Source organism: Pseudomonas fragi (assembly GCF_900105835.1).
GTDB lineage: Bacteria > Pseudomonadota > Gammaproteobacteria > Pseudomonadales > Pseudomonadaceae > Aquipseudomonas > Aquipseudomonas fragi.
Window position 1 is genome coordinate 2,557,919 of sequence record NZ_LT629783.1, and the last position, 26,614, is coordinate 2,584,532.

The following is a 26,614-nucleotide window of genomic DNA, read 5'->3' on the forward strand; positions in this document are numbered from 1 at the left end:
TCTCTTAAATCCATTGATCGTTACTAGCGTAGGCCTTATCGCCGATAACGAACGACCACGGCCTGTTTGTGGTCAACCCTTTGAACCCCACCTGTCGGAGAGTGTTCCATGTCAGACCGTTATATCGACTTCGTCAACTCATCCCTCGGCCAGCGACTGGTCGGCGCGTTGGGGCTGCCGTCACCGGGACGACTGGAACGCTGGCAGGCCGGGCGGCTGCGCCCCGTCGAAGGGCCGCTGCTGATTGGCGGCGGCGCCCTGGCAGGCCTCGTGAACCAATTTGCCAGCAAACTCACCGATGCCGTATTCAGCTACGGCCCCGAACCCTTGCACGCCACGCCGTGGATTCCAGGCCAGGGGCCAAAGCTCAAGGCGGTGGTGTTCGATGCCAGCGAGCTGCTGCACACCGATCAGCTCAAGCAACTGCGCGAATTTTTCCAGCCGCTGCTGCGCAATCTCGAACATTGCACCCATATGGTGATCCTGGGCCATGCTCCTGAAACATTAAGCGACCCTTTTGCTGCCAGCGCCCAGCGTGCACTCGAAGGGTTCAGCCGGTCGCTGGCCAAGGAGTTGCGCAACGGCAGCACCTTGCAACTGCTGTATATCGGCGAGGGGGCCGAAGAGCAGCTTGAGGGCGCACTGCGCTTTTTCCTCTCGCCCAAAAGTGCCTTTATCAGCGGCCAAGTGCTGCGCCTGACAGCCTGCGCCAACCAGGTACAGGACTGGACCCGCCCCCTGGCCGGGCGCAAGGCGCTGGTGACCGGTGCCGCCCGCGGCATTGGCGCCGCCATTGCCGAAACCCTGGCCCGGGACGGCGCTGAACTGATCCTGCTGGATGTACCAGGGGCCAAGAGCGATCTCGATGCACTGGCCGCGCGCTTGGGCGGACGCAGCATCGCGCTGGACATCTGCGCCGCCGATGCCGCAGAACAACTGATCGGGCAACTGGCCGACGGCGTCGATATTGTGGTGCACAACGCCGGCATCACCCGCGATAAAACCCTGGCCAATATGACCCCGGAATTCTGGGACTCGGTACTCGCCGTTAACCTCAATGCTCCACAAGTGCTGACCAAGGCCCTGCTCGACAGCGGCACCCTGCGTGATAACGGCCGGGTAATCCTGCTGGCGTCCATCAGCGGTATTGCCGGCAATCGCGGCCAGACCAACTACGCCGCCAGCAAGGCCGGGCTGATCGGCCTGGCTCAAGCCTGGGCGCCGCTGCTGGGCGAGCGCGGCATCAGCATCAATGCCGTGGCCCCCGGTTTTATCGAAACCCAGATGACCGCGCATATTCCCTTTGCCCTGCGCGAAGCGGGCCGGCGCATGAGTTCACTGGGCCAGGGTGGCCAGCCCCAGGACGTCGCCGAGGCCGTGGCCTGGCTCGGCCAGCCGGGTTCTGGTGCGGTCAGCGGCCAGGCGCTGCGGGTGTGCGGGCAAAGCATTCTGGGAGCATAAGCATGAGCGTAAAATGGCTCGACCTCAGCACCCCGCCGCACTTGCCAGCGCTGTACGCCCACGCGGCCGCCCGCCGCAAGATCACCGGCAGCACCTTGCCAGAGCAAGGCTTGCGCTGTTGGGTCGAGGTTGAGCCCAAGGCCCTGGCGGCTTTTCGCGATGTTTGCGAGCTGGTGCCAAGCCCCTTGCTGCCGCCCACTTATCCACACATCCTGGCCTTCGGTCTGCAAATGCAGTTGCTGACGGCCAAGGACTTCCCCTTCCCGCTGCTGGGGCTGATTCATCTGACCAACCGGATCCGCCTGCTGCGCCCGATGGGCAGCGTGACGCAACTGCGCATCGGGGTATATGTACACAACCTGCAAAAACACCCCAAGGGCGCGACCTTTGAGGTGGTCACCCAGGTAGACGATCTGCTGGGGCCACTATGGGAGGCCGAAAGCACCCTGCTGTGCAAAGGCGTGGAGCTGCCGGGCGACCTGCCGCAAGTCACCGAACCTGCGCCGGTGGCCCTGAGCGAACTGACCCGCTGGTATGCACCCGCCGACATTGGCCGGCGTTACGCCAAAGTTTCGGGCGACTACAACCCCATCCACCTCAGTGCTGCCAGCGCCAAATTGTTTGGCCTGCCCAGTGCGATTGCCCACGGCCTGTGGATAAAAGCCCGGGCTCTGGCGGTACTCAATTCGCACCTGCCGGCGGCCAATGTAGAGATTGTCGTCGCCTTCAAAAAGCCGGTGCGCCTGCCCGGCGAAGTGATTTTGCTCAGCAGTGAGGCAGGTTCCAGTGGCGATTTTCAAATCAACGGGCATGACGGCCTTGTACACCTGATCGGCAACTGGCGACCAGTCAGTTAAACCGGCATCCCCTCCTTGTGTAGCAGCTGACGAGCGGAGCGAGGCTGCGTCCGGCTGCGAAGCAGTCGCAGATCCTGAGTACGAGGCTTGTCTGACACACCGCACAATATGACTTCACGACTGCTTCGCAGCCGGACGCAGCCTCGCTCCGCTCGTCAGCTACTACAGGGTAATGTGAGCCCGCGCCTTTCACTTGCACCAATCCCCGTTCGGTCGCAAGCTTTGCGCCTTCTGGAGAGCACGCCCGCAATGAACCTCGACGAAATCACCCGACGCATGCATCGCATCCGCGATAACAACGACTGGAAGCAGTTCCATAGCCCGAAAAACCTGGCCATGGCCGCCAGTGTCGAAATGGCCGAGCTGGTGGAAATCTTTCAGTGGCTAACCGAAGACCAGTCCCGCCAGCTCCCCGCCGACAAGCTCGCCCACGCCGGTCAGGAAGTGGGCGATATCGTGCTGTATCTGGTGTTGCTCTGCGCCGAACTGGGGCTGGACATGAATGAAGTGGTTCGCAATAAACTGGCTGACAATGAAAGGCGTTTCAATAAATGAGTGACCGTCACTTCGATCAACTGGCCACCCGCTTCGCCGAGAAAATCTACGGTGGCGCCAAGGGTGCGATTCGCCTGGCCGTGCTCCAGGCCGACCTGCAGGAAGCCCTGCCCAAACGCCCGCTGCGGGTGCTGGATATCGGCGCCGGGCTGGGCCATATGTCTTTGTGGCTGGCCCAGCAAGGCCACGATGTGACCCTGGCCGAACCCGCCGCGCCGATGCTTGAAGGCGCCCGCCAGCGGTTTGCCGAGGCAGGCCAGACTGGCACCTTTATTCAGGCGCCGTGGCAGGAGCTGCTTGGCCAACTGACCGAGCCCTACGATCTGGTGTTGTGCCACGCCGTACTTGAATGGCTGGCCGAACCCCACGCGATCCTGCCGGTGCTGCATCAGTTGACCGCCAAGGGCGGCTGGTTGTCGCTGGCGTTTTACAATCGCGACGCACTGATTTATCGCAACCTGCTCAAGGGTCACTTTCGCAAGATGCGCAAGAACGACATGGCCGGTGAAAAACAGAGCCTCACACCGCAGCAGCCCCTTGATCCACGGGAACTGGCCGCGGCACTCGAAGGCCTGTGGCAGGTCGAGAGCCAGAGCGGCGTGCGGGTATTTCACGACTATATGCCAGTAGAATTCCAGGCCCGCGCCGAGCTTGAAGCGCTGGTAGAAATGGAGCTGGCCCACCGTCGCCATCCTGCCTTTGCCGGGCTGGGACGTTATCTGCATTGGGTGTGCCGCCCGGTTTAAATCGCCCTGCGGGGGAGACCATCATGTATCGCCGCGTTGCCTTGATTGTTTTGAGCCTGGGGCTGGGCGCCTGCCAGAGCCCCAACCCTTACACCGCTAGCTCCATGCCCATGCCGCCGGCGCCGGCACAGGCCGCCAACACCCTGGACTTGAGCGCCTACCCGGCACCGCCACGGGATTACGGGCGTTACCAGAGCTGGGCCTGGCTCAATGGCCGCTTGCCGGTTGGCACGGCCTGGGCCGACTCGGCGCAAATCGCCGAAGCGGTGAACAATGCCCTGGATCAGCGCGGCTTGCGCCCGGCACAACCCAACCGTCCGGCAGATCTTTGGGTCAGTGCAGATTTGCACACCGAAAAACGCTTGCGCCAGGTGCAGGACGACTATGGTTACGGGGCTGGCTACGGCAGCGGTTACGGCCGCTATGGCAGTCAATATGGCATGTACAACTCCGTACCCGTCATCCGCACTTACGAAGTTGAGGTCATGGTGGTGCGACTCAACCTGTATGACGGCAAAACCGGCCAGCCGGTGTGGAGTTCCAGTGCCGAAACCAGCAGCAAAGGCAGCCTGAGCGAACGCAGTGACGCCCTGCGCGAATCACTGAACAAGGCAGTGCAGGCTTACCCTCCTCATTGAGTTTCAATCGTGAAGTGGAGAAATCATCATGCTTCGTCGCATTGCATTACTGGGCCTGGCCCTGCTGCTCAGTGCCTGCGAAACCATGCAGGTCAGCCATGATTACAACCCTGCTGTCGATTTCGCCCAGTTCCGCACCTGGGCCTGGAAAGACCCTGCCGTGCAATACCAGCCCAACAACCCGATGCTCAGGAGCGACCTGACCGAGCAACGGATTGTCCAGGCCGTGAGCAGCCAGCTGGACCAACGCGGCTTGCGCCCGGTGGCGGCAGGCAGCAAACCGGACTTGCTGGTGCAAACCTGGCTGATCGTGGCCAACCGCCAGGAACAGGTGGTGACCAACTACGGTTACGGTGGCCCCTGGGGCGGCCCGTGGGGTGGTTACTGGGGCGGCCCGTGGGAAGGTTACTGGGGCGCACCGATGTATAACGAAACCCGCAACGTGGTCTACCAGGTGGGCACCCTGCAGATCGACCTGATCGATGCCAAGGACGGCAAGCTGGTCTGGCGCGGTAGTGCCGAAAAAGCCATTGACAGCAGCCCGACCCCGGCCGAGCGCAGCGCGGCGATCAGCGAAGCGGTGACCAAGATCCTTGCTACCTATCCACCCAAGTAAGTTGCCCGGCACTCACTTGCTCACGATGTATATAAGTAAGTTGGTATTAATACTTTCGTGAGCAAGTTAGCGCCCTGTCTGTTTTTTTGATTAATCGTTCACAGCACGCCTATAAAACTGGCAACTGGCCAGCGCACTGATCACTTCTTGTCTACACTCGCTGAAACTTTGGAGAGTTAGCGCTGGGCAATGTTCCAGCATCAGGAGTGCTCGATGTCTCCCCAACTACGCGGTATGGGTTTTAATGGTTCCCGGCAACAGCGTGGTGCGATCGGCCTGATGGCTGCCGTGACCCTGGGCATGGTGCTGCTGTTTATGTTGCTGGTGGTCGACAGCGGGCGCCTGTACCTGGAGCAACGCAAGTTGCAGCGGGTGGCGGATATGGCGGTGCTGGAGGCGGTGAGTCGGGGCGGCAATTGCACCGGCACCAGCACGGCCGCGGGCTTCGCCAACCAGAGCGCCACCCGCAACAGCTTCACGCCCGGTAGCGTACAAAAAGTAAACACCACTTGCGGTACTTTGAGCACCAACAGCAGCCAGTTACGGGTATTCACTGCGGATGCGACCAAGTCCGATGCGATCCGGGTGATAGCCACCACCACCGTGCCTACCAGCGTGGCCGGGGGGTTGTGGAGCCTGTTTTCCAAAGGCGGATTTAACCTGAATACCAATTTGACGGCGAGTGCGGTGGGGAGCAATGGTGGGGCGCCGTTGGCGCAGTTGACTATTCGTAGTGCGCTTCTGACCATCGACAGTACGCAGTCTCCTATTTTAGATCAACTTGTCGGCGGGTTACTGGGCGGTTCAATAAAAGCAGGCATAGTGTCCTGGCAGGGGCTGGTGGATACAAATATAAATCTGCTGAGTTATTTAAATCAGTTGATTTCACTCAACGCCAACGCCGGCAACTTAGACCAGCTATTGAAAACTAACATTCATGTTACTCAACTATTAGATGCTGCCATTACCGTACTGCAAAAAAATGGCCCAACGGCCGACGTCGCAGTCAAGGGACTCACCGCAATACGCGCAGTCGTCAGCTCCACTCAAGTATTAAAACTGGGGGACTTGATCAATGTACAAAGTGGAACACCCAACGCCGGCCTCGATACAAACTTGCGAGTTTTTGATCTCTTACAGGGCATTGTTCAGCTTGCGGGACAACAAAGTGCTGCCACAGTCAATGTGCAAATAAACCCTTTCAATCTGGTCAACATCAACGTCTACACCAAGATCATTCAACCGCCTCAGCTTTCTGCCATTGGCAACCCAGCGCTAATACGAAACAACCCTACCGGCCCCAATCAAATATCTGTGCGCACTGCACAAGTACAGACGAGAATACAAATTGGGCTTCCCGTATTGAATGCGCTAAAGCCACTGACCGACCTGATCACAAATGCTTTATCCACCGTCACGGAAATTGTTGGCAAACTTTTAAACCTTAAATTAGTCGATGCCATCTCATGCTTGTTTAGCTGTGATTCAGTGGCCAGTATCAGCTTGGTAAATGACATCAATGTTTATATAGAGGCTGCCAGCGCCAACAGTTATGTAACAGACTACCGGTGCACAAGCGACACCTCTAAGAGTTTAACTGCCCAAGCCAACACCGCCCTGGCCAAAATCAGCATTGGTGCTTCGCCGTCAACGGGTATGTTGCCAACCGTTGACGTGGCAACCAACAGCTTCATCATTTCACCTGTGAAGCTTATAAATATCAACCTGAAAACCTGTGCACTACTTGGTCTTGGCGGGTGTTCAACAGGCGTAGGCGATGGAGGCAGTTTTAACTTACTGGTTCAAACAAACCTGTCGCCGACCACTCAAAGCCTGGATTACGCCTCTCCCACACTGTTGAATATCAATCAAGCCCCGTATTACAAAAAGTTCGGTTCAAACGCTAACGTGCTAACCATTGGAAGTGCCTCAGGCAGTATTGTGACAACCTCATATACTCCCCCTACGGGCAAATCAGTCACTGGATCCCTTCTTCAGGCAGTCGCCGGATTGATAACAACACTCACCACCGACATTGTGTCGGCCCTGAATAAAGTACTGGTTTCTCTGGTTAACCCGATCATCAACACCTTGCTAAGTGCTCTGGGCGTGAATGTAGCCGTGGCCGAAGTCGGCGCCAACCTCTCCTGCAACCAGGGTGGCCGCGCCCAACTGGTGCTTTGACCTAGATGGAGTGCAATACCTTGTGGGAGCGGGCTTGCTCGCGATTCAGGCACCTCGGTACATCTGATATACCGTGGTGATGCAATCGCGAGCAAGCCCGCTCCCACATCAAAAGCGCAGCGCTGAATTCAGCCTGCTACCACCGGCAACTCCACACAAAACCGCGCGCCGTGTTCAGTATTGCTCACGCTTAACCGCCCGCCCATGTTGTCGATAATGCCGTAACTCACGGACAGCCCCAGCCCCGTACCCAGGCCGATGGGCTTGGTGGTGAAAAACGGCTCGAAGATCCGCTCCAGCAGGCGCGGATCGATACCGCCCGCGTTGTCGTCAACCAGCAGACGCACGCTTTGCCCATCGGACTCAATACTCAGGGCTATCCAGGGGGCAAAATCCTGGTCGGTTTCACGTTTGCTCATGAGTGCATCACGGGCATTGACCATCAGGTTGATCAGCACTTGCTCAAGTTGGTCTACATGCCCGCGTACCTGTACTTCGCACACTTGCCCTTCGTTGCGCAATTCCACGCCCTTGCCGCGGAAACCTTCGCCGAGCAAGGCCACGGAACCTTCCATGGCCTGCGTCGGGTTGAACACTTGCTGTTCAATTTCAGAACGACGGCCAAACACCCGCAAGTGGTCCACCACCCGCGCCGCACGCTGGATCTGGCCGTCGATACGGGTGAGCTTGTCCTGTAAATAGTCGATCTGCGCATCGCCATTGCCCAGGCGCTTGAGCACGTTGACCACGGCCATGCGCATCACGTTCAGCGGCTGGTTGATTTCGTGCGCCAGCCCCGTGGCCATTTCGCCCAGGGTGGCCATTTTCGCGCTGTGGGTCAGTTGCTGCTGGGAGCGGCGTACTTCGGTGTTGTCGCGGCCCACGGCCTGCACTTCAAGCAAGTTGCCCAGTTCGTCGAAAATGCCCCGGTCGGACCACACCCACCAGGCATATTCTCGCCCCGGCAGTTGCAGGCTGATTTCCGCCGTACTGACCGGTGCCTGGGGGGTCAAGCTGGCAATACGCTGCACAAAGGCCTCGCGCTGCTCTGTGGATAACCAACTGCTCAGGTTGATGCCCGGCAGTTGCGCAGTGGTGCATTCCAGGTAGCTGGCCAACGGCTGGTTGCCGAAGGTCAGGGTCAGGTCGGGCAGGTAACGGCAGATCATGGCAGGCGAGTCTTCAACCAGAATCCGGTAGCGCTCCTCGCTGTTTTTGACTCGCTCGGCCGCTTCGGTGGCCTCGGTTATGTCCAGCCACAAACCGACCACTTCCACCGGCAAACCCAGGTCGTTACGCAACAGCTTGGCTTCATCCAGCAGCCAGTGATAATCGCCACGCCGATCGCGAAGGCGATAACGGTTGCGGGCGCTGCCTTCGCGCAGCAACTGCCGGGTACGGCCAAAAAACTGTTCGCGGTCATCGGGGTGGACCCATTCGATCAGGGTTTCGCTGGTGCATTCTTCCAGCGTCCAGCCCAGCAGGGGCTTGAGGCTGCCACTGAAAAATGCCGGCACCAGCGCACCTTCAACATAGCGCTGTACATAAATCACCGCCGGGGAACTGGCGATCAGGTTGTCCAGCCGCGCATGGGCAGCCGCGACCTGTTGCTGCTGGTTCTTGATATCACTGACATCCAGCATATAACCGACGATACGCCGCCGGGTGCCACTGCCCAGCATCTGGCCTTGAATCCGGTACCACCGGGCTGGTTCTGTGCTCCCGGATTGATGCAACCGGGCGAACAGCAATAATTCCTTGCCGTGCTCCAGCAGCTCATTGAAGCGACCGCTGAGTTCATCCCGATCCGCCGGGTGAAACAGCGCCAGCCATGCCTGACGGGTCATGGCCTGTGGCTCGGCCACCGCATCCAGGTTGATGGCCAGTTGCGGGGCCAGTTCCAGCAGTTCGCTGGTCAGCGACCACTCCCACCAGCCGGTGCCGAGCAAGCCTTGCAGGGCCTCCATGCGCTCGCTCTGCTGCAGGTGCTGCTGCTCACGCAAACGGTCCAGCAGCGGCGCGGCCAGGGCGGCGCAGACCTGCATCCAGTCGCTTTCACTCATTTGCGGGCCATGCAGGGACGCCGGATAAAACCCCAGCATCAACCAGGCACACAAACCCTGCTGGTCGCTGTAAGGCACCAGCACGCCGTCGGCATTGCCAAACAAGTCGTTTAACCGCGGGTTGCCGTCGCGCTCGACACGCAGGGGCGACGTTGCGCAAAGCGGGTCAAGCAAGCTGCCCAGGTTTTGCTCGGGCAGCCACAGTTGCGGCGCATCAAAGGCGTGATATGTGCTGTGCATGTACCAGGAAGCCCGCGGGTCTTCGCGCAGGGCCAGCGCCATGCACGGCACCCGGGCGTGCTGGGCGACGCTGCGCAATGCTTCGTGCATCACCTCGGACAGCCGCTGAGCACTGCACTGGCGCAATTGTTCGCCCAGGCTGAGGATCAGTTGCGTGCAGCGCTCGCGGCTGCGGGCTTGCTCGCTGCCAAGGCGCAGGTCACTGATATCCAGCAACTGCAAAAGCCAGGCGTCGCCCTGGGGCTGTACCCAACCCCGGGTATGCACCACACGCAGCCCCGCGCATTGAAAATCCAGGTCAAGGCTGTGGCCAACCCAGTCCGCCGGTACGCCCTCAAGGGCCAGGGTACTGCCCGGCACCAGATAGCTCAGGAGCAGGCGCGGCAAGCCATCACTGCTACTGCGGGCCAGGCCGTAGCGTTGCAGGCCGTGGATCTCAATGACGTGCCCCTGCTGATCAAGCATCAGCCGGATACCCGCATGGGTGCGTGATTGCGGATCGCTGGATTCAGGCAAGCGCTCGTCGGTCCGTCCCAACATGCGCCCGAACAGCCCGTCACTAGGGGACAAGTTGAGCACTCGATTCGGCTTTCAAACTTGTCGGCAGGTTAGGCACTGTGATGATTCCCAATTTGAGCACCGGCATGATGGAGGTCAACGCCGTGGCTGGCAGCGTGACGCTGGCGGTCAGCACCTTGGTTGTCGCGTTGTAGGTAGCCGCCGGGACCAGACTGCCCTTGACTGCCGTCGGCACCCAGCTCAGTTTCTCGTTCAGTACGTTCTTGGCCAATGTCTCCACCAGCCCGCCATAGTTGGCCGCCGTCGGGTCCACCGCCATGCTGCGACGCACCGCTTCGGCCGTTGCATTATTGAATGACTGCACCAGCAACAGCGGCAGGCTGTAGCTGACCACGCCGTAAAGCACTGCGAAAAAAATCACGAACACCAGTGCGAACTCAATCGCTGCAGCGCCCTTCTGCTTTTTGCCAAGTCTTGTTTTCATGACTGCGTCTACCCTGACTGTCGACAGTAATATCATCATAGAATCATTGGTAAAAAACGGAGGCTCTTTACGTGATCCAGTTAGCGGTTGTGTTGCTGTGGTTTGTTGCGTGCTCCATTCAAGACCTGCTCCAACGCCATATTTCCAACGTGCTGACAGTGGGTGGCGCAGCGCTGGCGCTGTTGTATCTGCTGTGGGCCGGTCACACCTGGCTCGGTGCAAGCGCAGCCGAAGGTGGCTGGGCGCTGCTGGTCGCGCTGGCACTGACACTGCCCGGTTACGCCCTGAACAAGCTTGGCGCCGGCGACGTAAAGCTGTTGATGGCCCTGGCGCTGGCAACCGATCGTCCGACAATTCTGGGGACCGTTATCGGTGCTGGCATCTGTAGTGGCATCTGGTGGTTTTTCGCGTCAAAAATACTGCCGTCAATAAATCAAAGAGTTAAGACGCTCCCATTTGCCAAAGACGTCCCAATGTCAAAAAAGCTTCCCTTTGCGCCCTTCCTTTTCGCGGGGTTTACCCTGACAATGGCTCTGCTTCGCTAGCCATTACGAAGGATTAATACCTTGTACATAGTCGTAAAGTAGGTCTACGTTTAATTCAATCGCCGCAAGTAAGTGGACCAAGATGTCCCTGATTGGTTTACCAGGAAGGAGAACCGCGTGAACACGTCCAACCCCCTAATAAAAGTGCTCGTGGTCGACGATCAACCATTGATTGTCGAAGAACTGTGCGAATTTCTAGAAAGCAGCGGTTACCGTTGCGTGCCTTGCAATACAACCCGTGAAGCCATCGATGCTTTCGTTGCCGATTCAGAAATCGGTCTGGTGCTGTGCGACCTGCACATGCCCGACAAGAACGGCATCGAACTGACCCAGCACCTGCAAAAACTGGCGGGCAAGCAGCGCGCCTTTGAAACCATCCTGCTGACCGGTCGTGCCGACAAACAGGATGTGATCAAGGCCCTGCGTATCGGTATCGCCGACTACTATCAAAAGCCGGTCGACCTCAATGAGCTGCTTGAGGGCATCCAGCGTCAGGAAGCCATTTTGCGTGAACGCCACAAAAGCGATCAGCTGGGCCACCTGAACCAGAAACTGCAGTACCTGGCCGAATCCATCGATGACCTGTATCAGGACATGGAATCCGCCCGCCGCCCTCCGCAAGCCGCCACCCACCCCTTGAACAATCAGGAATCAGGTGAAGGCCCCTGGCAACAGATCCCGACGATTTTCAAACAGCTGTCGCCACGCCAGCTGGACGTGGCCAAGCTGGTGAGCAAGGGCCAGACCAACTACCAGATTGCCTGCGACCTGGGCATCACCGAAAACACGGTCAAGCTCTATGTATCGCAAGTACTGCGCCTGCCCCATATGAACAACCGCACCCAGCTGGCTCTGGCGCTGTCGCCAAACGCCACCGCCCATCGGCAAACTGCGCATTAACTCTGCGATCACTGTGGCGGTGCGACCTGCTCGCGATACAACTGGCGCGACAGGCAAGTGACACCGCACCGTTCCCATCGCGGGCAAGCCCGCTCCCACAGGTCTTGCGCCGCGTACTGCCTGTGAGGGCCCGTTCTTGCAGGCAATGGCTTATTCCTGACTGGCTTTACCACCCTCTTTCTGCCCGTAGTACTCCGGAATCTCGTGTTTATAGCTGTCCAGCCAACGCTGCAGGCTGAGTTCACGCTCCGCCGGACTGGCCGTCTGGCGGATGGGCGACTGGACGCTGCCGCTCACCTGTAACTGCAACCAGTTCTCGGTTTGTTGCTGGTTTTTGGGTGTAGGCCCAGGCTCGATAGCCAGCGCACCCAACGGCAGCAGGGCCAGCAGCACCCCCACACGAATAGATAAAGTCATGGCAAACCTCCAACGCGTTATTTGACGACAGCCACCTGATTGCTGGCGACCTTGGCTTGAGCTTTCAAAGCTTGTGCCCGGTACTGGGCATCACTCACCTGTTCGGGGGTCAGGCCCGCGCGGGTTACCAGTTCTGCGGCCTGCTTCCACTGGTCCTGATAAATCAGCAGGGTCACCAGATTCAATGCCGCCGGCGATTCATCCTGCTTGAGCTCCAGCGCGGTCAAAAACTCGAACCGCGCCTCATCAACCCGCCGTTGATTGAGATACACCACGCCCAGGTCATTGCGGATCTTGGCATCGGTGGGCGCCATTTGTGCCGCACGCTCCAGATGGGTGATCGCCAGGGCATTATCGCCATGCCCCGCTGCCAGCTGGCCCAGACCATGCTCGCCTTCGGCTGCCAGGCACGAGCCCAGCAACCCCTGGTACAGCGGCCCGGCTTCATCGCGACCCAACTGGCGATAGATCCGCGCCTTGCGCAGCTGAACCTGCGCCGAGCCCTGAGGCAGGTTTTGCAGGTTGGCCAGGCTGGCGTGCAGCTTGCCTTCCTTGGCCATGTCATCGGCCAGGTTCAGTGACAGCTCCTGGTCACCACTCAACTTGGTACAACTGCCGCCCATGGCCATCCACGGCGGATTACTCTGACCTCCTGTCGCACAGCCGCCCAGCATCAGCAGCCCACACACGACGATGACAGCTTTCATGTTCATACCCCTGGTCAAGAGAGAAAGGCTCGCGAGATAGCGACAAAACTCGGCCCGGCCAAGACGATCATCAAAGCGGGGAACAGAAACACCATCATCACTACCGACATTTTGGCGGACATTTTGGAGATGTACTCCTCCATGCGGGTCAAACGACGGTCATCCAGCAGCTCCTTGAGTGCCTGCAATGACTTCATCGCGCCACCACCCTGCTGAATCAATTGCTGCAGAATCACGCAGGTGTCATTGAACTCGTCCACATCCAGCAGACTCGCGGTTTTGCTCAGTTCCTGGTTCAACTCCAGCCCCGAGTCGACCCGGGCCAGAACCACACGCAACTCACCGGTCAGCACCGGCAGCAAGTGCCGCGCTTCCTGGCTCAATACCCGCAACGCCTGTTCGACTGCCATGCCCGACTCAAACAGAATACGCAGCAACGGGATAAAGGTTGAAACTTCGATCGCCACTTCCTGCTGGCGCCTTTTTGCAGCATAGGCCAACAATCGCTTGGGGATCAGATAGCCCAAAGCCAGGGAGAACAGCAACACCACCAGCAGATTGCCCGAACGCGGGAAAAACAGCTCATGGCCCAGAAACACCAACCCGGCAAAGGCTATCGGCGTGCCGATCTGAAAGGCGGCAAACAGCGAGCGCTGACTGGCGGTACGCCAGCCGATGCGGTTGAGCAGGGTCTGGGTCTCGCTGTCCATCGACACCGAGCGCTGGCCAAACTTGCTGTTGCCCACCGCCCGCATCCACAAGGTGAGCTTGCCGGGGCCGGTCTTGTCACCTTCCAGGCGCTGCATGACCCGTTGCTGGCTCACGCGGTCCTGGACCACGTTATTGATCAGCAGCGCCATGGCGCCCAGCAGCAACACCACACAAATCAAAAAGGCCATGTCATACGCTCCGTACCATGCGCCACAGCGCCACACTGCCGACTATCTGCATGGCCATTGCCGTCAGGAGCATGTGCTGCCCGCCGCCGTCCTGCCACATCTTGAGCATGTAGCTGGGGTTGGTGACCATAAAGAATCCCACCACAAAAACTGGCAACGAGCCCAATACCAGCGCCGTCATCCGCGTTTCACCCGTCATGGCCCGCAGCTTGCGGGCGCCCTGTTCGCGCTCGCGAATCAATACGATCAGGTTCTCCAGCAACTCACTGGCGTTGCCGCCATAACGGTGGTTGACCTTCAGCCCCAGGGCAAACATGCGAAATTCATCGCGTTCATAGAGCTCGGCAAAATCGTTCACGGCTTCGGGCAGGCTCACCCCCATCTGCACGTTGCGCGACACCCGGCTGATGCTGCTCTTGAGCGGGTCACTGGACGCCTCGATGGCGGTCAGCACCGCATCGGCCAGGGTGCGCCCGGCCTTGAGGCTGCGCACACAGTGATCGAGCAACAACGGCAGTTGCTCAACCATGCGCCGAACCCGGCGATGGTAACGCCAGCTGACAAACAGCTTGAGCAGCACCGGCGGCAGCACCAGCAACGCGAGCAAGAACACCCAGCCTCCGATCAGGCCCGCCACAATCACCGCTGCGGCCCATAGCGACAGCCACACCCCCAGCCGTTCTGAAGGACGCCCCAACCCGGCCTGCAAAAAGGCCCGGTCGAGCCAGGCCAGCCCCTGGTGTTTCTCCGCCAATTGCGGCTGGCCTTCACCCAGACGCTCCAGAACACGGCCCGTGGTCGGGTCGGTCAGGGCGCGATACACCAGGTTCAACGACAAGGCGAACATCAGGAAACTGATGGTAAAAAGCAGTAAGGCCGGGTTCATATGCAGTGCCTCAGCCGTGGGCGTTCAGGACGGGATCACGACGCAACTTGTCGCTTGCCGGGTTCAAGGCTTCGCGCATAAAACCAAAGCCGGTGCGCTTGTCGAGACGGAACAGGGTGTTGGTCACGTACACATCGTCACGCACCCCCACCACTTCCAGCACCTCACTGACGCAACGGCGACCATCGGGCATGCGCGTCAGCTGGATAATCACGTCCAGTGCGGCGCAGATCATCTGGCGCAGGGTTTTTTCCGCCACCGTGCGCCCGGTCAAGCCCACCAGGGTCTCCAGTCGCAGCAGGGCGTCCTGTGCGGTGTTGGCGTGCACGGTACTCATGGAGCCATCGTGACCAGTGTTCATCGCGGTCAACACATCGAGCACTTCCACACCACGGATCTCGCCGAGGATGATGCGGTCCGGGCGCATCCGCAGGGCGTTGCGGATCAGGTCGCTGGATTTCACCTCGCCATGCCCTTCGGCATTGGGCGGGCGGGTTTCGAGGCGCACCACATGGGGATGGCCCAACTGCAATTCGGCTACGTCCTCGATGGTGACCAGGCGTTCATGGGGGTTGATCAGCTGGCTGAGGATATTGAGCAGCGTGGTTTTACCGGTACCGGTACCACCGCTGATCAGGATATTGCAGCGCTTGCCCACCGCCTCCTGAAAGAACTCATAGATCGCCTGGTCGATGGTCTGCATGGCCACCAGGTCGCTGCTTTGCAGCATGTCCTTGCGAAATTTCCGGATCGACAGGCACGGGCCATCCAGGGCAATGGGCGGAATGATCGCGTTGACCCGGCTGCCATCGGGCAGGCGTGCATCGACCATCGGCGAGGACTCGTCCAGACGCCGCCCCAGAGGCGCCAGAATGCGCTGCATCACCCGTTCCACATGATGGTCATCGATAAAACGCAGATCGCTCTGGCTGAGCCGCCCCTCGCGCTCGACAAACACCCGATGGGGGCCGTTGACCAGGATTTCAGTCACGGCCGGGTCGCGCAGCAGCACTTCGAGGGGGCCGAAACCGGTCAGCTCGTCGACGATCTCTTCGGCCAGCCGCTCCATTTCATAACGGGAAATGGCCAGGTGCAGACGCGACACATACTCGGCTACCCGCTCGGTAACAAACTGGGCCAAAGACACACGGGAGCCTTCCAGCAGGTTTTTCCCGGTTTCTTCAATGGCATCGATGATATAGCGGTGCAGCACCAGTTTAAGGCCGTCATGGTCCGCCCGGCCGTCTTTATACAGGCCTGAGCCAAACAGCTGTTCATTGCTCATTTGGCCCCCCACAGGCGGTTCAGGTTTAGCCAGGCACCTGACTTGGAAGCCGCTTGTTCAGGGACTTGCGAACGCAGGACCAGCCGCTCGCCGAGTTTTTTCAGGGCCTGGCTCAGGGCTTCGCGGGGGGCCAGGTCAAACAGGGTGGTGGCCTGGTTCTTGGCATTGATGCGCAATTCAGGGCTGGGCGGCAGTGTCGCCATCACTGGCAGGCCAAAGCTTTTACCCAGGGCATCGGCATTGGGCGCAACGCCACTCATGTAGCGATCGATCAGCAAGCCCGTATGCTCGAACTTCATGCCCTTGGCCCGCCAGCGGCTGAGCACGTCGAGGTTGCGGCGGCAATCGAGCACGCTTTGGTCGGTGTACCACAACAGGCTGTCGCAATGGGTGGCAAAGGTGCGCAGCGCTTCACTGTCAGGCTGCCCCGTGAGGTTAACGACAATATGCTGGAAGTGCTGGCGCAAGGCGCTGAGCAACATATACAGCTCGGCAGCACTGGTTTGCTCCAGTGGCTCGTCACTGTCGCTATGGGCCAATACCCGCAAACCACTGGCGGTCTTGGTAAAGGCGCTGTCAATCAAGGTGCTGTCCAGGCGCCGCAAATGGCGCAGGGCATCACCAAAAAAGAACGAGCTTTCCAGGCCCAGCACCGCCAGGCCATCGCCACGGGGTACGCCCAGGTCCAGAAACAGGGTTTTTTGTTCACTCTTTTGCACTACCAGCCCCAAGTGGCTGGCCAGCAATGCACCATCGGCATTGCATTGCGCACTGAACAACACGCTCAAGCCACCCAACTGGGCGTTGGGTGCCACGGGTGGCAGGCGCTTGCTCAGGCGCCGGACCAGCCCGGCCACCTCGCTGGAACGCGAACCGTAGGCGACAAAATCCCTCGCCCCGGCGCGCATGGCATTGAGCACCAGCTGGTTATCCATACCGTCGCCCAGGGCAACGATGGCCAGCATGGGCTTGGCTTCCAGCGCGCCTTCGATCAGCGCGCACTGGTTAACCACCTTGTCCCGATCCAGGCCCACAAATATCAGGCCAGCAAACGTCACATCAACCAGGGCCAGCAGTTCATCCAGGCTACTTGTGCCTGCACCCACCACTTGACCCAACGGCGCTAATGCTCCCTGCAGCCACTCAAGATCGGTGTTGTTGCGCGTCAGCGCGAGAAATGTCTGGCTTAGGCTTTGGCTCATTGAGATAACCCGCTGCGGCTATTGAATTTGCCGTTCTCAAGGAAATACAGGCGATACCAGTTGGGGTCGTAATTGCGCAATTGCTCCCCGGGCATCGTCGGCAGTGCCGCATTGACAGCCAGTGGCTGAACCAGATGCGGAGTGACGATCATCAGCAGTTCTTTCTCTTCACGACTGATATTGGAGTCGCGGAAAAAAGCGCCAAGAATCGGAATGTCGCCCAGCCCCGGGAATTTGTTGACCTGGGAACTGTTGCGCGAACTGATCAAACCACTGATCACAAAGCTTTCGCCATCGGCCAGGGAGATGCTGGTATCAGTGCGGCGAACCGTCAGGCCCGGTACCAGGGTGCCAGCGATATTCACCGCATTGGTGTAGTCCAGCTCGCTGACCTCGGGGGCCACCTTGAGCATGATGCGATCACGACCCACCACGGTCGGGGTCAGCGTGAGGCGGATACCGAACTCCTTGTACTCGATCGACACGTTATCGCTGCCGCTGCTGGGCACCGGGATCGGTACTTCGCCACCGGCCAGAAAGGTCGCGCTCTGCCCGCTCATGGCCACCAGGCTGGGACGCGCCAGGGTGTAGGCAAAACCGCTGCCTTCCAGGGCGTTGATCATGGCCCTGACCTTGCCGCCGCCAAAACCGATATTGAAATACTTGGCATTGGCCACTGGGCCACCGGTGATGATCCCTTCAGCGGTACTGAGGAATGAACCCGGCGAGCCGAACAGAAAGTTGCTGCCCATGCCGAAGATCGAAGTACTGGCTTCCTGCAGCTTGGTGCGGCTGACTTCGACAAAGCGGATATCGGTTTGTACCTGCACCGGCAAGGTCGGGTCTTCGGAAGGCGGCAACGCCGTACCGGTCAAACCCGAGGCGGCCTTGCCCTTGACGAACAGCATGGTCTGGTGCGGCTCTTTCGAGCAGGCGCTCCAGACCATCAGGCTGGTGGTGCCCGAAGCAATACCGGTGAGCAAAAAGGCGTTGGGACCATTGGAGCGAATATCGGCAATGGTGGGATCGCCCACGGCAATGCGCGAGATACTCACCGGGAAACCCATAGCCTTTTGGGCCCCCTGGGCCACTTCCAGTACCGACGGCAAGGCGTTGAAAGCCGCGCAGTTTTCGCCTGCGGCCAAGGCCATTTGCAGGGGCAAGCTGCTCAGCAGCAGCGTCCAGACAGCACGTTTATAAAGTGGAGCGCAACGGTGGCTCATGTTGGTTTTCCTTGCAGATAAGGATTTTTATTGGGCCTACTGCTGAGCCGTTTGATTGCCTCGGATCACTTCAATACCGCGCACCCGGGGGGCGACTGCGGGATTGCTGCTGACTGGCACTCTTGCCGGACTGGCCATGGCTAACTGGTTAAATTGATAAAGACTGCGTTTGGCATTCTCAAGGTTAGTCGCAGATTCCTGCTCACCCGCCCAATATTTGCTCAAACGTTGTTCATCGGCGCTGCGCACGGCCAGGCGCAGGGTGCCTGCCTGGGTCGCGAGCATCAGTTGATTAAGAAGCAGTTCAGGCACAGCCAGAACTGCGGAGCGCGCATTGATACGGCTTTGCTCTTGCTTGAGCGCTTCTTCGGCGTTTTTCGGTTGGCTGGCCAACTTGCCATCACTGGTCAAACCCAGCTCGCCCCCCACACTCAGCACCCGCACTGCCGGCAATACCACTTGCGCCGACTGCTGTGGATTGCCACTGTCCTGACGCAAGAACAACAGGATATCGACGTAATCGCCGGGGCTGAGCTGCCCTCCTGCAGCGCTCACTTCGTCAATCATCACCCCCAGTGCGCGCTCATCCGGGCGAATCATGCGGGCCAGCGGGCCACCCATTTCAAAACTTTGCTCGCTCAGCCAGGTGCCTGCACTCAGGCTGCGCCACGGGGTGCGCCCCACCGCCTGATCAATGGCAGTCAGGCTGCCAGCAGGTGCGGTACGGAGTTTTTCCAGGGTCAGATCATCGGCCGTCAAGGCCACATTCGGGGGGACATCACGGACCAGTACCACTACCGCCTGGCGGGTTTTGTCTTCAACTGCCGCTACACCTTGCTCTACCGACTGAGCCACCGGAACTTCGGCAACCGGCTGCTGTCGACTCAATACCAGCCCCCAGTAACCGGCGGCAATTGCCCCGACAAACAAAATGGCGGCCAGTATCAGACTGCGTCGATTGTTCATGCACAAACTCCCTTTATCACTGCGCACTGCAGACTAAAAAACCCATTCACAATCAGGCAGCTATGAACCTTTAATGCTTTTGCAACCATTCGCTATTTAAAAATAACTCAGGTAAAGCAAAATGCCATTAGCGAACTAAAAAATCTCTAGTCAATTGTGAATAGTTTGATTTGATACGCATTTTCTAAATACTCATTTGGATTAATACTTTGTGATTAGTCCAATGATACAGTTGTGGGAAATTCATTTATTGCCAATGCTGTGACTGCAGATGGAAATCACCCTGCACCCTTGTTACGCAGTGCCCGACCCGGCGCACTAAGGAGAAGTCAGATGATGTTAAATACTGTTCTGAAAGTGTATGTACCTGCACAGGTATTTGTAGCGCGCCAGGCCAAGTTGTTTGCAAAACGGACTGAAGGTGCCTCGGGTATTGAATATGCAATTATTGCGGCGATGGTGGCGGTGGTGATTGCGGGGCTTTCACCTGATGTACAAACAGCGGTCACAGGTATATTCACCAAAATCAAAACCGGTCTAAACCCTCCTGCCTGATATTTAATTGCGGAGCCATTACATTCACTCGTATAAAGAGTAATTAACATGCCCCTCTCCCCATCACGCCAACAACTACTCCTGGTGGATGACGAAGAGGACGCACTGCTGGAGTTGGCTGAGCTGCTGGAGGGCGAGGGCTTTTGTTGCTATACGGCAACTTCAGTCAAACTCGCCCTTTCGCAGTTGACCCAACATCCGGATATTGCGCTGGTCATCACCGACCTGCGCATGCCGGAAGAGAGCGGTATTGCGCTGATAAAGCGCCTGCGCGAGCACACATCGCGCCAGCATTTGCCGGTGATTGTCATTTCCGGGCACGCCGATATGGACGATGTAAGCGACCTTCTGCGCCTGCAGGTGCTGGACCTGTTTCGCAAGCCCATCTACCATGTGCGCCTGCTCGACACCCTCGAAAACCTCTTCCCTCAGCCCACACAATTGCACCTGGCCAGAACTTGACCTTTCTAATATAAAAGCCCGCACCTATAACTTATAGATGTGGGCTTTTACTGTCATGGCCTACAACTGATAACTAAAACTCAACGTATAGCGCGGCCGACGATTAAAACTGTCCAGGGCGATATCCGACATCGGTTTGGCAACTTCCAGGGCAATGTTGTAATAGCGCTTGTCACCAAAGCGCAACCCCAGTGCTGCCGAGGACATATCCGAGCCTTTGAGCGGCAGTTCGTTGTACCAGGCCTTGGCCCTGTCCAACACGGCATAAGGCTGGAGCAACTTCACCCACTCACCGTCGCGATTGAAACTGTAGTTAAGTTCGTAAGCCACGCCCCAACCCTTGTCCCCCGAGGCCTGGTCGTCCGGATAGCCACGGCCGAAGTTCTGCCCGCCGAATACCGCCCGCTCGCTGTCAGGCAGGGTGTCGTCACTCCAGTACAGCGCGCCCGAAACCACGCCCTGCCAGTTGTCGAAGTAGCCGTCACTCTGCACGCCCGACAGGCGCAAACGGAAGAAGTCCAGGTCGTACTGGGTGCTGGTCAGGTTGGTCTCGCTCTTGGCGCCCAAGCCATTGATGCCCTGATACAGACCCGCACTGACAATGCGCAACTGCTTGGCATCGGACTTGCGCCAGTCCCCTTCCAGGGCCACGGCCCGGGTGTTGGTTTTTTCGCTGATAGTCTGCCCGTAGCCGACGATTTCGTAGTCTGTATTGTCGTTCACCCCATACAGGCGGCCAGCGACACTGAGCCATTGATCCGGTGCGGCAATCAGTGGATGGCTGACGCCGATGGAGAAGCGGTCGTTCTCGCGGTGCGGCTTGAGTTCAAAGCCATCGGTGGTGGCAATGTTGGTGCTCGGGTCGCTGCGATAGCTTGAGCCATACAGGCTCAACTGCGTGCCTTCGGCATTCAGGTACTGGCTGTAATCGAGGCGGTAGTAGTGCTCCTTGTCATTGCCCGGCGGAAACAACCCGCTCAGGGTCAATTGTTCGGCCATCGCCGTTTGCGAGTTGCTGCTGGCAGAAAGCAGCGCCTGGGTACTGCTGCGGTTGCCTTCGACCAGGCTCATGCTGGTGGTGAAAGGTTTGCGGCTGGCACTGATATGCAACGTCGATGCGCCATCGGTGGTGCCCGGCGGCGGCACTTGCGCCTCCAGGGTCACCCCGGGAATGCGGCTGAGCAGCGTGCTGTAGCGGTTGAAGGTTTTACGCGTCAGCGGGCGTTCGCCCTTGAGCTTGTCGACCAGTTCATCCACAAACCCTTTAACCCGCCCGATATCGCCGTCAACCTTGTACTCGCTGATATAGCCTTCGACCAGCACCACACGCACCAGGCCCTGGTCGAAGTTCTGCTGCGGCAAGAACGCATAGGACAATAAATAGCCGTCATCCTGGTAACGCTTGGTGATCTGGCGCGTGGCCTCGATCAGTTCGGCCAGGGTGATTTCATGGCCCAGCAGCGGTTTGTAGACCGCCCCCAGCTCTGGCAGCGGATAAATCGTGCCCCCTTCGATCTGCAACTTGCGAATGGTCAGGCGGGTGCCCATTTCCAATGGCCGGGCTTGCGCAGCTGCCGGCTTGGGCAACTCCAGCGCAGGCGCTGCAGGGCGGTAGGCATCCACCGGCAGGTTGGGCGTGGGCAGGGTTTGCATGCTGTCGTTGCTATTTAGAAAGCGCGGAAGCGACTCGGCACCGGCATAGGGGGCCAACGCCAGCAATAGAAAGGGAACGCAATTACGCATAGGACACTCCATGTTCAACTACGGCGGCATAACGAGGGGCTTCATTTTTAGAATGCTTTGCGAAGCGGCCCGAGCATCAGTCCTACAACCTGCACATGAAAAAAGACGAGAGACTCATCTGAATCTCTCGTCCCAACCAAGCGTAGGCGCTGTAGGTAAGGCCGTCGAACCGGCCAGGTGCAATATTCTTCAGTTATTTCTTGCCCAGGTTACCCAGCCCGCCTACCACGCCCCCAAGCACCCCGCCCAGGCCACCGGTAGCCGCACCTGCTGCTGCGCCGCCGGCTGCGCCCACTGTTGTACCCGCAGTGTTGCTGCCTGAATCCACCTTGACACCCAGCAAGCCGCCAAGACCACCCACTACGCCACCGACGACACCACCAACACCCCCGGCTGCACCAGCACCTGCACCAGTTCCAGTAGTGCCAGCACCTGCCCCGACGCTGCCGCCAGCGCTTGCCCCCACACCCAGACCGCCCAGCAGACCGCCAACCCCGGCGCCTACACCTGCGCCTGCACCGGCCCCCGCACCGGCGCTCACACCGCCTGTACCAGCCCCGGCACCAGCACCTGCCCCGGCGCTTGCGCCCACACCCAGGCCACCCAGCAGACCACCCAGACCTGTCCCGGTACCCGTACCGCTACCCGTGGAGCCCGCTGCCGGATTGACGTAGCCGCCAGCCTTGTCAACCGCACCGCCCACACCGGTCAGCACGCCACCGACCAGAGAGGTCACCGGGTTGTCGCCACCGGTAGCCGTGACCTTGCCGCCCAGGCCGCTTACGGTGCCACCCACCTTGTTCAGCAAACCGTCCACCGGCGCCCCCAGACCTGTGGTGGTGCCCACTTTGCCGGTCACGTTTTCAACCAGCGAAATCACCGGCACCAGCACTTTGTCATTCACTCCGCCGGTCAATGCGCCCAACTTGCCACTGCTCACATCGGTGGTCAGGGTGTTGCCGAGCATGGTCACGGTGGTGCCCACTTTGTTGACCAAACCGCCGGTGGTGTCTGTCACCTTGCCAACCACGCCACCCACCAGCGGGATCTGGCTGATCGGGGTGTTGTCCAGCACGGTAGTCAGACCTGTACCCACTGACGAAACGCCTTTGCCTACATCACTAACCGCGTTGGTTACACCACCAACAGTCAGGCCGAGGGAGTTCTTGTCGGTGCCCAGCGACCCCAGGCCACCGCTAATGCCGTCAGTTACCGAGGTCACGGCATTGCCGGTGTTGGTCACCAGGCCGCCAGCCACGGTGCCCACTACAGGCACGGTGCTCAGGGTGCTGCCAACCCCGCTGACGGTGGTGCCCACGCCGCCAAGGGCGCTGCCGACCTGACCGACAACCTGGCCTGTGACCAGAGGCGTAGTACCTGCACCTGTACCGCCACCAGTGCCGCCACCGGTTCCGCCACCTGTACCGCCGCCAGTGCCGCCGCCAGTGCCGCCACCGGTTCCACCGCCTGTACCGCCGCCAGTGCCGCCACCGGTTCCACCGCCTGTACCGCCGTCAGTACCGCCACCGGTCCCACCGCCTGTACCGCCGTCAGTGCCGCCACCGGTTCCACCACCTGTACCGCCGTCAGTGCCGCCGCCTGTACCCGCGTCAGTCCCGCTATCACTGCTGGCTACATAACTCTTGTGGCCACCACCACCGCCGCTGCAGCCAGCCAGGCTGACAGTCATGACCAAGAGGAGAGCGGTACTGGTTTTCAGAAAAAGTTGAGTGTTCATGATTAAGTCCCTTGCACCTGTTACGCCTGAGTTCGAAGTTCCCTGCTCTGTGTCCGGGATACATTCGTCCGTTGGGTACATAACAACGCCGCGGGCCTGATCAAACAATTCACAACTTGGTATTAACCCCTTATATACAACGCCTGCACTCCCTCTTGAGGACTAATACTTTGGCGTTAAGTGCCGGTAAAAAAACTATATATATCAATGCCATTACTGCCCCCGGAAAACACCGCCCCCGGCGACCCTACTTTAGGTATAAGCCTAATTGACGGGTTTTAAGTTGATAGTAAGTGCGTAAAAACAAGCGCACAGGGGGGGAGATTATTCCACCACACTGAACTCGACCCGGGCGGTTTGCCCGCTTTCGTCGAGCACACTCAGCTCATAACGCCCCGGTTGTTCCAGGGGGGTGTTGAATACTTCTGGTTGTGCGCTATTGCCTATCGGTGCGCCGTTGATAAACCACCAGCGCCGACCGTCACCGCCCAGGGCCGATAGCGCCAGGCGCAGCACTGCCTGGCTGGCAGCAGGACGGCGCAGGCGGTCGCCATCACGCACGCCGACAATCGACAGCGGGGTTAGCGTATTCAAGGGTGGCGGCGGGCACTGCGTGGACGCGGCGGGCATACGCGCTTCACGCCGCTCGACCCGAGGCAGCCAGGGTTCAAGGGGGGCAGGCCACAATGCCACTTCGCGTTGTTGACCGTCAGCGCATTGCGGGCCAACGCGCAAACCTTGCGGGTTGACCCGGATCGTTTCACGCAGGCCCACACCCAACGGCTGATCCGCCGCCAGCAAGGTTGGCGGCGTGGTGTGATCCAGGGTCCAGGCAAAACGTTGCCGGCGACAATTGGGGTCATCCTTGTTCATCGGCTGGCCCAGCGGCCAGCAAATCGCAGCTACACCGACGCTGCCCGGCACTGCCTGCACCGGCGCGACAATGCCGCGCTGGCTGTCACGGTTGCTCAGCACATCGTGGACTTGCAGCATCAAGGGGGCTGCCGACGCCAGGCCAAACTGCCCGGGCACCGGGGTACCATCCGGGCGGCCGATCCATACACCGATCAAGTAACGCGGCCCCACGCCAATCGCCAGCGCATCACGAAAGCCATAGCTGGTACCGGTTTTCCAGGCCAGTTGCGGGCGCTGCACCAACTCGGCAGTCGGGTCGCGGTCCGGCCGCGCCTGCCCGCTGAGGATGCGCCGAATCACCCACGCCGCCCCCGGCGACAACATGCGCCGCTCGCGCAACGCGTCATCGGGTTGCAGGCGCAGATTGGCGCTGCGCCCTTCTCGCGCCAGGGCACTGTAACCGCTGACCAGATCTTCCAGACGGCTGCCTGCACCGCCCAAAATCAAGGCCAGATTGGGCTCGGCCAGTGCCGGCAGGCTCAAGGGCACGCCCCCATTGCGCATATCGGCGGCGAAGCGTTTAGGCCCGTAGGCCTCAAGCAATTGCACGGCAGGCAGGTTCAGTGAGGTCACCAGAGCAGCACTGGCCGACACTGGCCCGCTGAACCCCTGGGAAAAGTTTCCCGGCCGATAGTCGCCAAATCGTCGGGGCACATCCTGCAGCAACGACTCAGAGTGAATCAGCCCCGCATCCATCGCCATGCCGTACAAAAACGGCTTGAGGGTCGAGCCCGGCGAGCGCATGGCCGTGATCATGTCCACATGGCCGAAGCGACGCGCATCGTTAATGTCCACCGAGCCAAGGTAGGCGCGCACGGCCATGTTTTCGGTTTCGACCACCACAACGGCCGCCGAGGTGTGATCAGGCAAGCGGGCACGCCAACCCAGCAGCAAGTCTTCGAGACGGCGCTGCAAGCCGACATCGATCGTGGTGCGGATCAGCGGCGGGCTGCCGGGCCGGTTGAGGCGTCGAGCCAGCAACGGTGCCAGGCTTGGTTCAAGGCGCGGGGCCAGCAGCAGCGGCTCTTGCAGCGCCTCACTGACTGCCGTCTGCGGCCAAACCCGGTACTCCGCCAACCGGCGCAGCACCTTGTCCCGGGCCACTTGTGCGCGCTGCGGGTGACGGTCGGGCCGCAAGCGACTCGGGGCTTGCGGCAACACGGCGAGCAGAGCAGCCTCGGAACGGGTGAGCTGCTGCGGCGACTTGCCCAGATAGGCCCAACTGGCTGCAGCAACACCCTGCAGGGTACCGCCAAATGGCGCGCGATTGAGGTACAGCTCAAGAATCTGCGGCTTGCTCAGGTGCCATTCCAGCTGAGCGGTGCGCCATAGCTGACGCAGCTTGCCGGGCAACGTCCGCTCATGCGGGTCGAGCAGGCGTGCAACCTGCATCGACAACGTGCTGCCGCCTGACAACACCCGCCCGCCGCTAAGGTTCTGCCAGGCTGCACGGCCCAGCGCCAGCGGGTTGACCCCGGGGTGTTGAAAGAACCAGCGATCTTCGTAGGTCAGCAAGGCATCCAGATACAGCGGCGACACCTCACTGACCTGCACCGGGTAACGCCACACACCGTTGGCATCGGCAAAGCGCCACAGTGGCGTGCCGTCTTCGGCCAGGACAACACGGGCCTGGTCATCCCTGGGCAACGGCAGCGGCCAGATCCTGTCAGCCAGCCACAGCAAGGTACACAGCGCCAGCAAGCCGCCGGCCGTCCAACCCAGTATTTTTTTGATCCCTGGCGCCACTCAAACTTACTCGCTACGCAACTTGCGCGATGGATGGATGCCTAATGTGTATATCTGGCACA

At 59.7% G+C, this 26,614-nt stretch carries 24 protein-coding genes; 11 read left to right on the forward strand and 13 right to left on the reverse strand.

Features of this window, described 5'->3' with window-relative positions:
• Positions 1–108: 108 nt before the first annotated feature.
• From BLU25_RS11725 to BLU25_RS11755, 7 genes are all read left to right on the forward strand, one after another.
• Entirely contained in the window at positions 109–1,461 is a 1,353-nt protein-coding gene (locus BLU25_RS11725; protein WP_016783571.1) for a 3-oxoacyl-ACP reductase, read from the forward strand.
• Positions 1,462–1,463: 2 nt separating this feature from the next.
• Positions 1,464–2,318, forward strand: a complete 855-nt coding sequence (locus BLU25_RS11730; RefSeq protein WP_016783570.1) for a MaoC family dehydratase — start codon at positions 1,464–1,466, stop codon at positions 2,316–2,318.
• Between the two features lie 249 nt (positions 2,319–2,567).
• Positions 2,568–2,873 (forward strand): nucleotide pyrophosphohydrolase, encoded by a 306-nt coding sequence (locus tag BLU25_RS11735; RefSeq protein WP_016783569.1) that lies wholly within the window; start codon positions 2,568–2,570, stop codon positions 2,871–2,873.
• The gene (locus tag BLU25_RS11740; RefSeq protein ID WP_016783568.1) at positions 2,870–3,619 is read left to right on the forward strand and encodes a methyltransferase domain-containing protein; all 750 of its coding nucleotides are present in this window, start codon (positions 2,870–2,872) and stop codon (positions 3,617–3,619) included. The genes BLU25_RS11735 and BLU25_RS11740 overlap by 4 nt, the downstream gene beginning before the upstream one ends.
• Positions 3,620–3,642: 23 nt before the next feature.
• A complete protein-coding gene (locus BLU25_RS11745) occupies positions 3,643–4,257 on the forward strand; it encodes a DUF4136 domain-containing protein (protein WP_016783567.1) in 615 nt (204 codons plus the stop codon).
• Between the two features lie 28 nt (positions 4,258–4,285).
• Positions 4,286–4,873 (forward strand): DUF4136 domain-containing protein, encoded by a 588-nt coding sequence (locus tag BLU25_RS11750; protein ID WP_016783566.1) that lies wholly within the window; start codon positions 4,286–4,288, stop codon positions 4,871–4,873.
• Positions 4,874–5,086: 213 nt separating this feature from the next.
• Entirely contained in the window at positions 5,087–7,057 is a 1,971-nt protein-coding gene (locus BLU25_RS11755) for a pilus assembly protein TadG-related protein (RefSeq protein WP_016783565.1), read from the forward strand.
• Between the two features lie 128 nt (positions 7,058–7,185).
• On the opposite strand, the gene BLU25_RS11760 is transcribed toward BLU25_RS11755, so the two are convergent.
• Both BLU25_RS11760 and BLU25_RS11765 read right to left on the reverse strand, forming a co-directional pair.
• Positions 7,186–9,930: a PAS domain-containing sensor histidine kinase gene (locus tag BLU25_RS11760; protein ID WP_169716052.1), complete on the reverse strand. Its 2,745-nt coding sequence runs from the start codon at positions 9,928–9,930 to the stop codon at positions 7,186–7,188.
• Entirely contained in the window at positions 9,920–10,363 is a 444-nt protein-coding gene (locus BLU25_RS11765) for a TadE/TadG family type IV pilus assembly protein (protein ID WP_016783563.1), read from the reverse strand. The genes BLU25_RS11760 and BLU25_RS11765 overlap by 11 nt, the downstream gene beginning before the upstream one ends.
• Positions 10,364–10,434: 71 nt before the next feature.
• On the opposite strand from BLU25_RS11765, the gene BLU25_RS11770 reads away from it, so the two are divergent.
• Together BLU25_RS11770 and BLU25_RS11775 are read left to right on the forward strand one after the other, a co-directional pair.
• On the forward strand, positions 10,435–10,908 hold the full coding sequence (locus BLU25_RS11770) for a prepilin peptidase (protein ID WP_016783562.1): 474 nt from the start codon (positions 10,435–10,437) through the stop codon (positions 10,906–10,908).
• Positions 10,909–11,025: 117 nt separating this feature from the next.
• The gene (locus BLU25_RS11775) at positions 11,026–11,808 is read left to right on the forward strand and encodes a response regulator transcription factor (protein WP_083369650.1); all 783 of its coding nucleotides are present in this window, start codon (positions 11,026–11,028) and stop codon (positions 11,806–11,808) included.
• Between the two features lie 150 nt (positions 11,809–11,958).
• Here BLU25_RS11775 and BLU25_RS11780 read toward each other — a convergent pair whose 3' ends face one another.
• Genes BLU25_RS11780 through cpaB form a run of 8 tightly spaced genes read right to left on the reverse strand, consistent with a single transcriptional unit; the run spans position 11,959 to position 19,393 of the window.
• A complete protein-coding gene (locus BLU25_RS11780) occupies positions 11,959–12,225 on the reverse strand; it encodes a DUF3613 domain-containing protein (RefSeq protein ID WP_016783560.1) in 267 nt (88 codons plus the stop codon).
• Between the two features lie 17 nt (positions 12,226–12,242).
• Positions 12,243–12,932, reverse strand: a complete 690-nt coding sequence (locus BLU25_RS11785; RefSeq protein WP_029611737.1) for a tetratricopeptide repeat protein — start codon at positions 12,930–12,932, stop codon at positions 12,243–12,245.
• Positions 12,933–12,946: 14 nt separating this feature from the next.
• Positions 12,947–13,831 (reverse strand): type II secretion system F family protein, encoded by an 885-nt coding sequence (locus BLU25_RS11790; protein WP_016783558.1) that lies wholly within the window; start codon positions 13,829–13,831, stop codon positions 12,947–12,949.
• Between the two features lies 1 nt (position 13,832).
• On the reverse strand, positions 13,833–14,717 hold the full coding sequence (locus BLU25_RS11795; protein ID WP_083369651.1) for a type II secretion system F family protein: 885 nt from the start codon (positions 14,715–14,717) through the stop codon (positions 13,833–13,835).
• A 10-nt stretch (positions 14,718–14,727) separates the two neighbouring features.
• Positions 14,728–16,002: a CpaF family protein gene (locus tag BLU25_RS11800; protein WP_016783555.1), complete on the reverse strand. Its 1,275-nt coding sequence runs from the start codon at positions 16,000–16,002 to the stop codon at positions 14,728–14,730.
• Positions 15,999–17,204 (reverse strand): protein TadZ, encoded by a 1,206-nt coding sequence (locus BLU25_RS11805; RefSeq protein WP_016783554.1) that lies wholly within the window; start codon positions 17,202–17,204, stop codon positions 15,999–16,001. Before BLU25_RS11805 ends, BLU25_RS11800 begins: the two co-directional genes overlap by 4 nt.
• Entirely contained in the window at positions 17,201–18,427 is a 1,227-nt protein-coding gene (locus tag BLU25_RS11810) for a type II and III secretion system protein family protein (protein ID WP_016783553.1), read from the reverse strand. Before BLU25_RS11810 ends, BLU25_RS11805 begins: the two co-directional genes overlap by 4 nt.
• Before the next feature lie 36 nt (positions 18,428–18,463).
• The gene (gene cpaB, locus BLU25_RS11815; protein WP_016783552.1) at positions 18,464–19,393 is read right to left on the reverse strand and encodes a Flp pilus assembly protein CpaB; all 930 of its coding nucleotides are present in this window, start codon (positions 19,391–19,393) and stop codon (positions 18,464–18,466) included.
• Between the two features lie 333 nt (positions 19,394–19,726).
• On the opposite strand from cpaB, the gene BLU25_RS11820 reads away from it, so the two are divergent.
• Positions 19,727–19,948: a Flp family type IVb pilin gene (locus BLU25_RS11820; RefSeq protein WP_016783551.1), complete on the forward strand. Its 222-nt coding sequence runs from the start codon at positions 19,727–19,729 to the stop codon at positions 19,946–19,948.
• Positions 19,949–19,996: 48 nt separating this feature from the next.
• Entirely contained in the window at positions 19,997–20,410 is a 414-nt protein-coding gene (locus tag BLU25_RS11825) for a response regulator (protein ID WP_016783550.1), read from the forward strand.
• A gap of 60 nt (positions 20,411–20,470) precedes the next feature.
• On the opposite strand, the gene BLU25_RS11830 is transcribed toward BLU25_RS11825, so the two are convergent.
• From BLU25_RS11830 to pbpC, 3 genes are all read right to left on the reverse strand, one after another.
• On the reverse strand, positions 20,471–22,153 hold the full coding sequence (locus tag BLU25_RS11830) for a ShlB/FhaC/HecB family hemolysin secretion/activation protein (protein WP_029611736.1): 1,683 nt from the start codon (positions 22,151–22,153) through the stop codon (positions 20,471–20,473).
• Positions 22,154–22,346: 193 nt separating this feature from the next.
• Positions 22,347–23,891, reverse strand: a complete 1,545-nt coding sequence (locus tag BLU25_RS11835) for a collagen-like triple helix repeat-containing protein (protein WP_037001783.1) — start codon at positions 23,889–23,891, stop codon at positions 22,347–22,349.
• Between the two features lie 324 nt (positions 23,892–24,215).
• Positions 24,216–26,552, reverse strand: a complete 2,337-nt coding sequence (pbpC, locus tag BLU25_RS11840) for a peptidoglycan glycosyltransferase PbpC (protein WP_371838421.1) — start codon at positions 26,550–26,552, stop codon at positions 24,216–24,218.
• Positions 26,553–26,614: the final 62 nt, after the last annotated feature.

Bases quoted from the DNA above. Each gene is read 5' to 3' on its own strand.
- BLU25_RS11725 (WP_016783571.1), top strand. From the start codon at position 109: ATGTCAGACCGTTATATCGACTTCGTCAACTCATCCCTCGGCCAGCGA.
- BLU25_RS11730 (WP_016783570.1), top strand. From the start codon at position 1,464: ATGAGCGTAAAATGGCTCGACCTCAGCACCCCGCCGCACTTGCCAGCG.
- BLU25_RS11735 (WP_016783569.1), top strand. From the start codon at position 2,568: ATGAACCTCGACGAAATCACCCGACGCATGCATCGCATCCGCGATAAC.
- BLU25_RS11740 (WP_016783568.1), top strand. From the start codon at position 2,870: ATGAGTGACCGTCACTTCGATCAACTGGCCACCCGCTTCGCCGAGAAA.
- BLU25_RS11745 (WP_016783567.1), top strand. From the start codon at position 3,643: ATGTATCGCCGCGTTGCCTTGATTGTTTTGAGCCTGGGGCTGGGCGCC.
- BLU25_RS11750 (WP_016783566.1), top strand. From the start codon at position 4,286: ATGCTTCGTCGCATTGCATTACTGGGCCTGGCCCTGCTGCTCAGTGCC.
- BLU25_RS11755 (WP_016783565.1), top strand. From the start codon at position 5,087: ATGTCTCCCCAACTACGCGGTATGGGTTTTAATGGTTCCCGGCAACAG.
- BLU25_RS11765 (WP_016783563.1), bottom strand. From the start codon at position 10,363: ATGAAAACAAGACTTGGCAAAAAGCAGAAGGGCGCTGCAGCGATTGAG.
- BLU25_RS11780 (WP_016783560.1), bottom strand. From the start codon at position 12,225: ATGACTTTATCTATTCGTGTGGGGGTGCTGCTGGCCCTGCTGCCGTTG.
- BLU25_RS11785 (WP_029611737.1), bottom strand. From the start codon at position 12,932: ATGAAAGCTGTCATCGTCGTGTGTGGGCTGCTGATGCTGGGCGGCTGT.
- BLU25_RS11790 (WP_016783558.1), bottom strand. From the start codon at position 13,831: ATGGCCTTTTTGATTTGTGTGGTGTTGCTGCTGGGCGCCATGGCGCTG.
- BLU25_RS11795 (WP_083369651.1), bottom strand. From the start codon at position 14,717: ATGAACCCGGCCTTACTGCTTTTTACCATCAGTTTCCTGATGTTCGCC.
- BLU25_RS11800 (WP_016783555.1), bottom strand. From the start codon at position 16,002: ATGAGCAATGAACAGCTGTTTGGCTCAGGCCTGTATAAAGACGGCCGG.
- BLU25_RS11805 (WP_016783554.1), bottom strand. From the start codon at position 17,204: ATGAGCCAAAGCCTAAGCCAGACATTTCTCGCGCTGACGCGCAACAAC.
- BLU25_RS11810 (WP_016783553.1), bottom strand. From the start codon at position 18,427: ATGAGCCACCGTTGCGCTCCACTTTATAAACGTGCTGTCTGGACGCTG.
- cpaB (WP_016783552.1), bottom strand. From the start codon at position 19,393: ATGAACAATCGACGCAGTCTGATACTGGCCGCCATTTTGTTTGTCGGG.
- BLU25_RS11820 (WP_016783551.1), top strand. From the start codon at position 19,727: ATGATGTTAAATACTGTTCTGAAAGTGTATGTACCTGCACAGGTATTT.
- BLU25_RS11825 (WP_016783550.1), top strand. From the start codon at position 19,997: ATGCCCCTCTCCCCATCACGCCAACAACTACTCCTGGTGGATGACGAA.
- BLU25_RS11830 (WP_029611736.1), bottom strand. From the start codon at position 22,153: ATGCGTAATTGCGTTCCCTTTCTATTGCTGGCGTTGGCCCCCTATGCC.
- BLU25_RS11835 (WP_037001783.1), bottom strand. From the start codon at position 23,891: ATGAACACTCAACTTTTTCTGAAAACCAGTACCGCTCTCCTCTTGGTC.